This window comes from Sphingomonas sanguinis (assembly GCF_001476905.1).
Taxonomy (GTDB): Bacteria; Pseudomonadota; Alphaproteobacteria; order Sphingomonadales; family Sphingomonadaceae; genus Sphingomonas; species Sphingomonas sanguinis_B.
In genome coordinates this window covers 1-12,369 of sequence record NZ_LDTE01000031.1, presented here as the reverse complement: position 1 = coordinate 12,369, position 12,369 = coordinate 1, and the positions used below count along the sequence as shown (strand labels likewise).

Genomic DNA, 12,369 nt, shown 5'->3' with positions numbered 1-12,369 from the left:
GCGTCTCGGCATAATGGTCGCGGATGAACGCCGTCGCGCGCCCGATCCGAGCGGCGTGGGTGTCGACAAGGCCCATCTGGCGCAGCGCCGGTCCCAGCGTGCCGCCGAGCAACCGCCAGACGATCTCTCGCCGGATCAACGGAGCGAGTACCGCCTGATCCGCCGGATGATCGAGCAGATCGAGCAACCGCCTGAGAGGATCGCGCAACGCCGGGTTATGATTGCTGGTCGCCAGTGCGTTGAAGGCGGCGGCCGGGCCTGGCGCGCTCACCTGCTCCGCCACCAGTTCTGCCACCGTCACGGGCTCGATGGCCAGCGACAGCGCCAGATAGGGCTCTGCCGCGCTCGCCCGGATGATGCGTGACGTGACCGGCAGGTCGAGCGAGGCGAGCAGGCATTGACCCTCGGCATAATGATAGGGCGTCGGCCCCAGCATCGACATCTTCGCGCCCTGCACGACGAGGCAGAAGGACGGCCGATAGACCGTTCGGATGATGCCGGTCGGCTCCTCCGTGCGGGTGATGAGCAGGCCCGGAATTGGCGTTTCGCGACCATGGACGAACCAATGGCGCTCGATCAGTTGGGCAAGGTCTGACAGCGTGGTCATGGCAGAAATCGTAGCTTCGCCGCGCGCCGAAAGCACCGTCTACGAATGACTTTGATAGGATCGGGCAGGACTTTGATCGGATCGACGTCGCGGCGCCGAACGTTCGCGGCGTATCTCCGGCTCGTCCCTTCCAACAGGATTATCATCCCATGCGTATGCGCCAACTCGGACATAGCGGCCTGTTCGTGTCCGAACTCTGCCTCGGCACCATGACCTTCGGCGGCAGCGAGGGCATCTGGGGCCAGATCGGCCAGCTTCGCCAGGATGAGGCGGACGCGCTGGTCCGGACCGCGCTCGATGCCGGCATCAACTTCATTGACACCGCCAATGTCTATGCCGGCGGGGAGAGCGAGCGCATTCTCGGCCAGTCGCTCAAGAACCTGGGCATCGCGCGCGACGATGTCGTCATCGCGACCAAGGTGCTGGGGCCGATGGGCGATGGTCCCAATGCGCGCGGCGCCTCGCGCGGCCACATCCTCAGCCAGTGCAAGCAGAGCCTCCAGCGGCTCGGGCTCGACCATATCGACGTCTACCAGATCCATGGCTTCGATCCCGCGACGCCGATCGAGGAGACGCTGGAGGCGCTCGATACGCTCGTCCGTCATGGTCACGTCCGCTATCTCGGCCTGTCCAACTGGGCGGCGTGGCAGGTGGCGAAGGCGGTCGGCATCGCCGAGGCGCGGCGGCTCGCGCCGATCCTGTCGCTCCAGGCCTATTACACGCTGGTCGGCCGCGACCTGGAACGCGAGATTGTGCCGATGCTGCGGTCCGAGAAGATCGGGCTGATGGTGTGGAGCCCGCTGGCGGGCGGGTATCTGTCGGGCAAATATGACGGCGAGGGCCAGGCGGCGGACGGGCGGCGCGCGAATTTCGACTTTCCGCCGGTCGATCGCACCCGTGGCTCGGTGGTGATCCCCGAGATGCGCCGCATCGCCGAGGCGAAGGGCTGCACCGTCGCGCAGGTCGCGCTTGCCCGGCTGCTCCATCAGCCGGTGGTGACGAGCGTGATCGTCGGGGCCAAGCGGGTCGATCAGCTCACGGACAATATCGCCGCAACCGCGGTGTCGCTCGACGCGGACGATCTCACCGCGCTCGATGCGGTGACCAAGCTGCCAGCGGAATATCCCGGCTGGATGCTGGAGCGCCAAGGCGGCTATCGCGCCTGACGGTCGCAGGATCGGCGGGACGGTTTCTCGACCGTCCCGCCACTCCGACCTAGCGTTCGAACAGACGGCGGATCAGCCGGGCAGGATACGACCCGTCCGGGCGGCATGGGCAAAGGCGGGAAATCCGAAAGCCTCCGCCTGACGCGCCGCAATCTCATAGTCATAGGGCACACCGTGCAGTTGGGCCGCCCATCCGGCGTTGCGACGCTCGACGATGGCATAGCGCGCCAGCGGGCTGCCCGCCTCCATGACGTGCGGGGTCGCGCCCCGATCCCGATAGCATGGCATCCCGACGCTACCGGGATTGACGATCAGCACGCCGTCCACCGCCACCATCCGCGGCGTGTGCGTATGTCCGCACAGCACCAGACTGGCCGACCCGATCCCCTTCAGGCGTGGCCGGATGGCGACGTCGGCATCCAGCGTCGCGCGGCCAGAGGTCACGTCCTCGAGCAGATATTCCAGATCCCCGCCTGCCGGGCTACCATGGCAGGCGAAGACATCGCCGTCGCAAAGAGTGAGCGTCGCGGGCAGCCCCCCGATCCATGCCCAATGCTCTTGGGTCAGAAGCGGCCGCGCCAGAACGTCGAAGGCACCGTCGCTGCCGTCCTGCAACTGCCGCTCGTGATTGCCGGCGATGGTGTGATAGCCAGCACGCATCTGAAGCTCGGCGCTTGCCCCAGGATCGAACGGGCCGGACACGAGGTCGCCCAGATTGACCACCATGTCGGGCGCGGCGGCAGTCATCGCGTCGCGGACAGCCTCCAGCGCGGCCAGATTTCCATGTGCGTCGGCAATGACCCCGATCTTCAATGCTTCCTCCTCGGCGGACACACGCGGCGTCCGGGCGGAACTTGGCAGACGCTCCTTCAAAACGCCATGCAGGGCAGCGCCGCGCACGCTGCCGGCCCGCTGGATTGACGCCCGCCCGATTACAGTCCTTCTCTCCACTATGAGCGTTTCCCTCCGCGAAGCCCGCAGGATCGTCCTGGCAGCCCAGGGCTTCGGTCGCACGCGTCCCGACAGCCCGTCCGTTCGCCACCTGCGCGGGACCGCCGAGCGGCTCAACCTGTTCCAGATTGATAGCGTCAACGTGCTGACGCGAGCGCACTATCTACCCGCATTCTCGCGGCTCGGTGGCTATGACCGAGCTCTTCTGGAGGGCGATGCGTGGGGGCCGAAACGGCAGCGGCGCATGTTCGAATATTGGGCGCACGAGGCGTCGCTGCTGCCGCTCGACCTCCACCCGCTGCTCCGCTGGCGCATGGCACGGGCGGAGCGAGGCGAGATCGGCTATCAGGCGCTGCGTCGGTTCGCGGTCGAACGCCGGGCCGAGGCTGACTCCGTGCTCGAACGCATCACCGCCGAGGGCCCGCTGGCCGCGGCCGACTTCGAGAACGGGTCCAGCCACAGCGGCTGGTGGGAATGGAGCCACGTCAAGCACGCGCTCGAATGGCTGTTCTGGTCCGGGCAGATCACCACCGCAACCCGGCGGGGCAGCTTTGCGCGCCTGTACGACCTGACCGAACGGGTTATCCCGCCAGCCGTGCTGGCTCTGCCCACGCCGTCGGTCGAGGCGGCGCAACGTGCGCTGATCGAACGCAGCGCCCGTGCCTTGGGCGTCGCGACCGCCAGCGACCTGCGCGACTATTTCCGGTTGAAGCCCGCCGAAGCCGATCATGCCATCTCCGATCTGGCGGAAGACGGAGTGCTCGTGCCGGTGCGGGTCGAGGGCTGGAGCCAGAAGGCATGGATGCATCGCGACGCGACCATGCCGCGCCGGGTGCGCAGCGCTGCCTTGCTCGCGCCGTTCGATCCGTTGATCTGGGAGCGGGCCCGCACCGAACGCCTGTTCGGCTTCCACTATCGCATCGAGATCTACGTTCCGCAGGATCGGCGCACGCATGGCTATTACGTGCTGCCCTTCCTAATGGACGAGGCGCTGGTCGGCCGGGTCGATCTCAAGGCGGATCGGCAAGCCGGGCTGCTGCTCGCGCACCGCATTACGCTGGAACCGGGAGCACCCACTGATACGCTGCCCCAACTTCAGGTCGAGTTGGACCGGATGGCAGCATGGCTCGGTTTGGACGCCGTCCGCATCGGCGCGGTCGTGCATCGCGGTTGAGCGTCTTCGCCCGTCACGTTGCTCCACCCCGCTCGGCGGCGGGCACGATGCCATCGTCGAGCAGCGCATGGAGCGCGGCGATATGGCCATTGTCGCGCGCGCCGCTGGAATCGGAGGTCATGACGACCGTCAGCTTGAGGTCCGGCACGATGAACAGCATCTGCCCGCCATAGCCCCAGGCGAAGCGCAACGGATGGCCGCGACTGGCGCCGACGAACCAGCCATAGCCATATTGTCCGCCGCTCCACGGCGATACGGTGCGCGGGGTCCAGCTTTCCTCGATCCAGCGCGCAGGCACGATCCGTCGCCCGTCGATCACGCCGCCCAGGCGATAGAGCTCGCCGAACCGCGCCAGACTGCGCGGCGACATCAGCATGTCGTTGCCGCCGAAAAAGATGCCCTGCGGATCGCGCGACCATGGCGGGATGGTGATGCCGAGCGGTTCCGCCAGCCAGTCGCGCATCAGCGCGTGGGTGTCGCGTCCCGACGCGCGGGTCAGCATCGCCGACAGCAGATGCGTGTTGCCGGTCGAGTAGAGCATCGCGCCGCCCGGCTCATCGACGAACGGGCGCGCGAGGGCGAAGCGGACCCAGTTGCGGCTGGACACCCAGCGCCCGTAATTCTCGCCCGACGTCCGCTTCAATCCCGCGCGCATCGTCAGCAGGTCCTCGACGGTCAGCCGGGCAAGACGCGGGTCGGGATCGGGCGGCGCATCGCTGCCGAGCACCGACAGCACGGGCTGATCGACGCCGGTCAGCGCGCCTTTCGCGATCGCGATGCCGACCAGTGCGGACAGGACCGACTTGGACGCGGACTTGATATTGACCGGCCGGTCTAGCGGCGGCCCGCCGTTGAAGCGCTGCTCGGCCAGCACCTGCCCGTCGCGGAGGACCAGCAGCGAGCGGAGCCGGGGAAGACGGCTGGCTTGAGCAACCGTGTCGGCCAGGATGGCGCCGTCCAAACCGCGCGTCTCGACCGGGCCGGACACGGCCGCTTGCCGTGGCGCAGGTTCAGCATCGCAACCGCTGGCGAGGAGGAGCACCAGCGCGCAGGCATATCGCTTCACGGCGTCATCGCAGAGCGAAGCGATTGCAGGAACTCGGCGGGCGCTTCGACCTGCGGCGAATGGCCGAGATCGTCCAGGCGGATAAGGCGGGCGCCGGGGATGCGCTTCACCGCCTCCTCGGCGGCTTGCGGCACCGTGCGGACTTGCGCCCGTCGATCCTCCGGTGCGCTGCTTGCGCGAAAGGCGGTCAGGTCGCGCTGGCCGATGATCAGCGTGGTCGGGACAGTCAGGCGCGGCAGTTCGGCGGCGACCGGCTGGGCCTGTATCATGTCGGACAGGCGCGCCTGTGCGTCGCGCACCGTGTCGCCATCGGGGCTGGCATATTGCCCGGCCAGCATGGCGACCCAGCGATCGTAATCCGGCCGCCAGACCCCATGATAATAGTTACGGAGCTGATAGGCCTTGATCGACGACGCGTCCGTCTTCGCCTCCTCGTCGCGCAGCTTGCCGAGGTCGGTATAGGGCACGCCCTCGCTCAGCGTGTCGTTGAGGCCGAGCGGGTTGACCAGCACCAGCTTCGCGACCCGTTCGGGATAGAGGAGCGCGAAGCGGGTGGCGAGGATGCCCCCGGTCGAATGGCCGACCAGCACGACCTTGCCGGCTCCGACCCGGTCGAGCAGCGCTGCGGTCAGCGCGGCCATGGTATGGAAACTGTACTGATAGCCGGTCGGCTTCGACGATTTGCAGAAGCCGATCTGATCCGGCGCTATGACACGGTAGCCCGCAGCCGCCAGCCCGCGCGCGGTATCGCCCCAGGTCGCGGAGCAGAAGTTCTTGCCGTGGAGCAGGACGACCGTCGTGCCGTTGGGCGTGACGGTCGCCGGCCAGTCGAGAAAGGCCATGCGAACCGGATGGCCCTGTGACGTCGCCTCGAACCAGTGCACGGGGGCCGGATAGGCGAACCGCTCCAGATCGGCGCCGAGCGGCACCGTTTGCGCAGCCGCAGTGGTTGAAAGCAGGGCCGAACAGGCGACGGCAGCGAGAAAGGGACGAAGCATCAAAGGGTAACACCAGCCGCGACGCCAATATCCCTGACGCCGCGACGATGTCGTCAGATGGTTCGCTTTGTCTCCGTACGGCTGGTAACCATGTCCCACAATCGGTAGGCCGCGTCTTCATCCTCCGGGGATGGCGCATGGAGATTGAAGCCAATATCCTCCCAAGGCTGGCGGGCCTCCCAGTCCGGATTGAGCGACCAGTAACAGACGCTCGCCTCGAACATCGCCAGATGCTCGATGGGGGTTTCCATCGGCGGCAGGCCCTTCGTCTCGACATGCGTGTGAATGGACCGCGCCAGATCATCGAGCCGCTTGTTGATCATTTCGCTTTCCGTCAGCCGTAGGGGACGTGGCGACATGATCGCGATGGGCGCCATGGCAGCGCGTCCCAGAACCTGCTCGGTCGTACTGGGGCCAGCGGCGACCGGCATGAATCGCCGCAGCAGCTCGGTTGGCATCGGTGACTCGCCACCGGGGTAATCTGCTGGCACGGGGTGCCCCGGCATGTCGCGCAGCCAAGCGTAAGCCGGTTCGGCACGGAGAGTGCCGAGCACGGCATCAATCGTTGGATCGTCGTTTTCGCTGTCGCCGGACAACAGGATTCTGCCGAACGCGATCAGCGCGTTTTTGCGGCGCTCCTCGGAGTTCGCCTCACTGGCAAAATGCTGCTCTATGTCGGTCTGCTGTGCCTGGCTGTCGACCTGCTTGTTCGTCGGCAGGACCCTGCCCGGATGGCGCTTCGCCCAGTCGATCACCGAACGCTGGATGTCAGCGGCGAGCTGATGTCGAAACGACGGATCGTCTCCATAGCCAGCGATGAACCGACGGAGTTCCGCATGCGGTCGCCCGGAGACTGCGCTGACGAGCGGCCAAGCACTGCCGAGCGCGGCCCGTTCATTGGTGACGTTGTGCAGTTCTTTGAGCAGCGACGTCGCGATCAGGATACCCAGCGCGGTCCGCAGATCGGCAATTTCCCGTGCGTTCGGCGGACGATGGCCCACCGCCTTATGGTACCGATCCAGCAGACGGGGCAGGAAATTACCTGGCGATCCGATCGCGGGCTGCTTACCGTCGATCGTCTTCGGCCGCTTGCCATAGGCCTTGTACCCGGTGAGGTCGAAGCTGCCACCGGCGATGGCCTCGATCCAGGCTTGCGGATCGGGGGCTGGGCCGAGCAGTACCGCGATCAACTCCGATAGGATCGAGCCGCGTCCGGGGCCCAGGGCTCCAACGGCGTTGCGCCCCGCCTTCGTCACCAAAAGGTCCAGCATTCTGGTGACGCTCGCGGCGGCGGCCTTCTCCTGTTCGGGGCTGCCGTCACCATACTGCCCGCCCGCCATGTGACGCCGATACACTTCCAGCTCGGCCGGGGTAAGCAGGGCATTCAGATCCATCCTCGACGCTCCATCGATGCGGACGGCCGACGCTCGCCGCTCGCGACACCATGCAGGCATAGCCTTGCAGACCCTCACACGCAGTAAACGCCGCCGTAAGGGCGGCGTGCACAGCCTCACAAAAGGTGGAGGAAAGCTCACAGAAAGAAGTGGGCGCCCTCACAGAAGAAGGCAGAGCGGCCCCATGCAGGGCCGCACAGAAACTGCGGCGCAATACCGCTAAAATGTGGCATTTCATATTTGTGTCATTTTAGCTGCGTCGGCGCGTGCGCGCCGGGAGCGCAAGCGCTCCTGGTGGAGGCGTCGCCTCCAGGTCCGCCGGCACCGCGATGACGGTGCCTCCGGAAGGCGGGACCGGTCGCATGGCCAAGGGCATGCTCCGCCAAGACCACCCAAGCGCCGCATGGCGGCGAGGTCGATGATGACAGGTCGGGGAAGCGGATCGGCTGAGCCGAGAGGTGAAATAACCAGGGAGGATCGCCGCGAACAGCCCGCGGCCCCCATGGATAGAAGTCGACCATGCACATCAAGACACTGGAGGCGGTCGCGATCGCCGCCGCCCTGACCCCTGCACGTCTCGCCGGACTGCGCTTTCCTGTCGATCCGGATGCGGGTTCAATACCCGCCACTCGGCTGCGGCACTATCTTCACGCGTCGGCGGCACGGTTGCTGATCGTCCCGGCAATCGTACCGCCCGCCCGCCGAGACGTCGAGGAACTCGTTCGGGCATATGACACCGATGTGCTGATCGCGCTCGCCTCGCGGGATAGCGTCGACGACATTACCTTCGCGGTCATGCTCGCCGGCAACGATCCGGTTTACACATCCGGACTGAACCTCTTTTTGGGTGCCGGGGCGTCATGTCATTTCGTGCCGCCGGAGCCGGGAAGCACTTGCTTCGCCCTGCTGCCGGTGGGACTTCGTGGTTGTGAATGCGCGCCCTGGGATAGCGAGGTGGATCGGCGAGCGGGATTGGCCGACGGGCGCGCGCTTCTGTCCGGCATCTTCGCGGGAGGGACGAAGTGACCGCGCTCCCCGAGTGGCTGGCACCGGGTACGGTCTCCGACCGGCTTTTCGATGTCCGTGCCGAGGCCGGTCGCGCGATCGGCTTCGGCCTTGTCCGACCGCGGCGCAGCGGACTGGAAAATACGATGAGCCAGATTGCCTTCGCCAAGCTCAACCCGGTCAAACCGGTCGACGATGGGGTGAGAACGGCGTGCGGCTGGCCGGTGACAGCCCGCGATTACCGGATCATCCCGGCGCCCGGCGTGCCGGACCTCACATCTATCGGGCGGCTGTTTGGCGACTATGACGCGGCGGTCCGACCGCATCAAAAGCTTCTGGGCGCCGTCTTCACCTTTCCGTTCGATCGTGATGTGCCCGTGCATGACGGCTTCGGAGCGGTGCTGTCCTACGCGGCATTGCGGTTCGGTCGGGAGCGTCGCCTGACCAGTCTCGTCGTCGCTCATGCGCCGTGCGATCAACTGGCAGAGGAAGCTCCGCATGCCCACGCCATCGTGCTTGGTCGCACCCACCGGGCGTCCGGTTGGGGGCCGCCCCATCCCGACCTCGCCGAAAGCGAGCATGCCATGTGGGCAGAGGATTGGGCCGATTTCTCCGCACGCTGGGCCCTGACGCTGGGGCAGTGAACAGAGCGGAATTTCGGTATCGCGACATGCCGCGTGCCGCATCGATCCATGTCGATGGACGGGACGACCCAGCGCCCCGTCCATCGAACTGACCGCCCTTGGGTAGGGCTCGTCAGAATGACGACTTCGGGGCCGTACCTCCACCGACCGCACGGCTGACCGCATTCTGCCATGCCCGCTCCGCCGCCACGCCTTGCGAGAGGGCGATGTTCAACTTGCCATAGACATCGAGCCTGACCTCAAGCCCCTGATGCGGATTGCCCCAGATCTGGCGACACGGGTCACCGCCCGTGCACCAGCTCGCCTCGTAGATGGAGGCGGCAACTTGCGAGGTGCCGGGTTTGCCGTAGCGCTTGACCATCTCGGCGCCGATCTGCTCGGGCGCCCGTCCGGCGGCAGGCGCGACATATTTGACGATTTTGACCGCGTCACCCGTCGGCATCGGCCGGAACTCGACGATCAGGCTCTCGTCGCCCTTTGTCGCGTTCAGCACCGCCACACCCTGTTTCGGCTCCTCAATCGGGAAGACGCCCTGCTGCCGCTTGGCCTCATGGTCGACGGTCGCGGCCCAGTCCTCGCCCGCCGACGTCTCGACCTTCCATCCGGTACGGGCAAGCGTCGCCTGCACCTCGGGCGCGGTCATGCCGATGCGGATGCCCGCGATCGTCAGCGGTGCGGCCGCGGTCTTCGTCTGCGCGGCGGCCTCCTGCTCGGCAACCGAGGCCGATCCGCAGGCGGTGAGCAACGCCAGCGCGGCGGTGGCGGTGATTTTCGTCATCATGTTATGTCCTTGTATTCTGGACGTGCGAGTTCGTTCGCCGAGATGCGTCCCGGCGTGGCAGGTCCGTGAGGGGGGTATGTTTTTACGGGCGGGCTGGGCTTGCCGGTGGCGAGCGGGCCCGGACGGCGAGCCTCATCGCAGCACCAGCGCGACGAAGCCTGCCATGTCCTGTGCGCCGGCGACGTGGCCGGCATCGAAGGCGTGGGCGACGCCGAGCCGCAGCGAGGAGGTGGGCGACAGCGCGGCCGACCAGCCAAGCTCGACGTCCATCTCGCGTGCGGTCGGGGTCAGGTCGACGCTGGTCAGGCGGGTGGCCAGCACGCCGGTCATCAGATCGTAGGCGACTGGCGCCTCAACCACCGCACGGGCACGTTCCAGCCGGAGCGGTGATGACAGTCCGAACGTGACGGTGCCACCGCTGAGACGATACGCCGCGTCGAGCGCGAAGGCGGTGCCGGTCATCGGGCCGGTGAAGCGCAGCAGGTCCGATCCGCCAACGACCCGGGTGGTGGCGGCCGTAGCACGTGCCGACAGCAGCACGCCAGCAACGCTGCGGCTGGCCGTCAGGGTGGTCAGCGTCGTCCGGCTGCCGGAGAGGGCAAAGCCAGCATGGCCGCGGAGTCCGAGCACTTGGCCATGTTCGGTCAGGTCGGACAGCTCTACACCAAGCCCCAGCGGCGTTGCGAAACTGACACTGCGCAAAGCAGAGCGGCCGTCGTGCGACGCGCCGGAAGCAAAGCCCGCCGACCAGCCGCCGCCGCTCCACGACGATGACGTGCCGACCGGCGCGGCGACAACACCACGCAAGGCAGAGCCGGCGATGCCCGCGCCTTGCCCGACCGCGACATTGGCGCTGAAGCTGACGGTCTGACCTGCGGCAGGCGAGAAGGCGAAGGTGGCCGGGTGGCCGGAACGCGCCGCGGCCCATGGACCGGTGGCAGCGGAGGTGAAACCGAACTTTGCGTCGTTGGCCGTGGTGGCCAGCCAAGGCGGATCGATCGTCCCCAGCATGGCACCCGCCAGCAACCCCGAAGCCCGGCTCCGTAGCCCGGTGCTGCCGGTCATGGCGAAGTCACGGCCATAGCGGTCGAACACCGTCATGCGGGTCACGGCATCGGATAGCTGCCCGCCGCTCCCAAACGGGCCCGACAGGCTGAGCGAGGAATAGCGCGCCAGCACCATATCAGCGGTGGCAAAAGCGCTGGTGGGGGCCTGCGCCTTCATCGCGGCCTCAACGTTGAGCAAGCCAACGCCGAAGATCTGGTCGGCACCCTTGTCGCCGAGGTCGGTCGCGGTATCGAGCAGGATGCGCGAGATCGCCTTGCCGCCGAGTTGCGGCCAGTATTGCTTGAGCAGCGCAGCCGCCCCGGCGATCGCGGGGGCGGCGAAGCTGTTGCCGGTGACCGTGGTGATCTGTCCGTCCTTGCCGACGACGCTGACGTCCGTCGCGACCACCGCCAGCGTGCGGTCTGCCAGATCGCCTGGCAGGCCGTTCCCGCTGGGCGGGCGCAGCGCACTGTCGACGCGGATGCCGAACAGGAAATTGCTCTTGTTCTCCAGACTGCTGCCGGCAAAATTGCGGGTGATCGTACCTAGCGCGGTGCTCTTGTCGTCGACGAAGTTGGAGACGGACTGCACCAACAGCCGGTCGGCTTTGACGACGCCGTCCATCGCCGCACGTTGTTCGGTAGCGGACTGACCGCCTGCTTCGCCATTCAGGCTTAACGAGATGACGAAGGCGCCTTTCTCCACCGCGTAGCTGATTGCGGGTGCGATATTCGATGGGTTGGCGCCATCGGCCTCCTTGATGACGGAAGTGGCGGTGACGCCTTCGAGATCGGGGGCGGCGATCTTGAGGGCGAGTAGTGTGGCGTCATAGGCGACGCCGTGCACGCCCGCGCCGTTTTTCGCGGCCAGCGCGACTGAGGCGACCTCGGTGCCATGGCCCTGCACATCGTCGAGCGAGAAGGTCACCATCTCCGGTGCACAGGTCGCGCAACGTGCGATCTTGTTCGCGAACGCCATACTGTCGGGCGAGATGCGGCCGGCGAACTCGGCGTTGCTGGTGGCGATGCCGGTGTCGATGACCGCGATGGTTACGCCCTTGCCGGTGATGCCCTTGTCATAGGCATAGGCATAGGCGGCCTTGGCGCCGACCACCGCGGCGGACGCCTTGTACTCGGCGCTATCTGCAGCACTGGGCGGCGGGGTTGGCGTGGGAGACGGCGTCGGTGTCGGGCTGGGCGTCGGCGTGGGGGCAGGCGTCGGGATCGATCCGGACGAGTTAACGCCTCCACCACCTCCGCCGCCACAGGCCGCAAGCAGCATGGCTGCCGAGATCACCGATGATGTTTCAAATGCTTTCCGCCACTGGCGGCTAGGGCTGAGACTCAATCAGAGCCAGAATGCGAGCGCGGTTGCGATGGCGACGCCTGAGAGGAAGTTGACGGCGAGTTTATCGTAGCGGGTAGCGACACGGCGGAAGTCCTTGAGACGGCAGAAGGCGTTCTCGATCAAGTGGCGGCCGCGGTATCTGTCTTTATCATATCGGATCGTGCGTTTGCGGTTTCGCCGTCCGGGAAA

Annotated in this window: 10 protein-coding genes and 2 pseudogenes; 4 read left to right on the top strand and 8 right to left on the bottom strand. The window is 66.7% G+C overall.

All coding sequences use genetic code 11. The features are described from left to right. Nucleotides 1-148 precede the first annotated feature (148 nt). A pseudogene (locus SB4_RS06245) lies at nucleotides 149-607 on the bottom strand (AraC family transcriptional regulator); the annotation flags it as partial. Between the two features lie 149 nt (nucleotides 608-756). Between SB4_RS06245 and SB4_RS06240 the strand changes: the two are divergent. After that, a complete protein-coding gene (locus SB4_RS06240) occupies nucleotides 757-1,773 on the top strand; it encodes an aldo/keto reductase (RefSeq protein WP_058751864.1) in 1,017 nt (338 codons plus the stop codon). A 72-nt stretch (nucleotides 1,774-1,845) separates the two neighbouring features. Here SB4_RS06240 and SB4_RS06235 read toward each other — a convergent pair whose 3' ends face one another. Then, a complete protein-coding gene (locus SB4_RS06235; RefSeq protein WP_241488505.1) occupies nucleotides 1,846-2,673 on the bottom strand; it encodes a metallophosphoesterase family protein in 828 nt (275 codons plus the stop codon). A gap of 52 nt (nucleotides 2,674-2,725) precedes the next feature. Between SB4_RS06235 and SB4_RS06230 the strand changes: the two genes are divergently transcribed. Next, entirely contained in the window at nucleotides 2,726-3,898 is a 1,173-nt protein-coding gene (locus SB4_RS06230) for a winged helix-turn-helix domain-containing protein (RefSeq protein WP_058751863.1), read from the top strand. A 13-nt stretch (nucleotides 3,899-3,911) separates the two neighbouring features. Here SB4_RS06230 and SB4_RS06225 read toward each other — a convergent pair whose 3' ends face one another. The 3 genes from SB4_RS06225 to SB4_RS06215 are packed head-to-tail and all read right to left on the bottom strand — an operon-like array spanning nucleotide 3,912 to nucleotide 7,356. Beyond that, entirely contained in the window at nucleotides 3,912-4,964 is a 1,053-nt protein-coding gene (locus SB4_RS06225) for a serine hydrolase domain-containing protein (protein WP_082670016.1), read from the bottom strand. Then, entirely contained in the window at nucleotides 4,961-5,962 is a 1,002-nt protein-coding gene (locus SB4_RS06220) for an alpha/beta fold hydrolase (RefSeq protein ID WP_058751862.1), read from the bottom strand. Before SB4_RS06220 ends, SB4_RS06225 begins: the two co-directional genes overlap by 4 nt. 53 nt (nucleotides 5,963-6,015) lie before the next feature. Further along, nucleotides 6,016-7,356: a hypothetical protein gene (locus SB4_RS06215; protein ID WP_058751861.1), complete on the bottom strand. Its 1,341-nt coding sequence runs from the start codon at nucleotides 7,354-7,356 to the stop codon at nucleotides 6,016-6,018. A gap of 519 nt (nucleotides 7,357-7,875) precedes the next feature. Here SB4_RS06215 and SB4_RS06210 point away from each other — a divergent pair. Together SB4_RS06210 and SB4_RS06205 are read left to right on the top strand one after the other, a co-directional pair. Beyond that, nucleotides 7,876-8,382 (top strand): hypothetical protein, encoded by a 507-nt coding sequence (locus tag SB4_RS06210; RefSeq protein WP_058751860.1) that lies wholly within the window; start codon nucleotides 7,876-7,878, stop codon nucleotides 8,380-8,382. Further along, a complete protein-coding gene (locus SB4_RS06205; RefSeq protein ID WP_058751859.1) occupies nucleotides 8,379-9,005 on the top strand; it encodes a hypothetical protein in 627 nt (208 codons plus the stop codon). The genes SB4_RS06210 and SB4_RS06205 overlap by 4 nt, the downstream gene beginning before the upstream one ends. A 112-nt stretch (nucleotides 9,006-9,117) precedes the next feature. On the opposite strand, the gene SB4_RS06200 is transcribed toward SB4_RS06205, so the two are convergent. The 3 genes and pseudogenes from SB4_RS06200 to SB4_RS06190 form a co-directional block, all read right to left on the bottom strand. Beyond that, the gene (locus SB4_RS06200; protein ID WP_058751858.1) at nucleotides 9,118-9,786 is read right to left on the bottom strand and encodes a hypothetical protein; all 669 of its coding nucleotides are present in this window, start codon (nucleotides 9,784-9,786) and stop codon (nucleotides 9,118-9,120) included. A 132-nt stretch (nucleotides 9,787-9,918) separates the two neighbouring features. After that, entirely contained in the window at nucleotides 9,919-11,946 is a 2,028-nt protein-coding gene (locus tag SB4_RS06195) for a S8 family serine peptidase (protein WP_058751857.1), read from the bottom strand. Between the two features lie 234 nt (nucleotides 11,947-12,180). After that, nucleotides 12,181-12,369: pseudogene (locus tag SB4_RS06190) on the bottom strand (IS5/IS1182 family transposase); the annotation flags it as partial.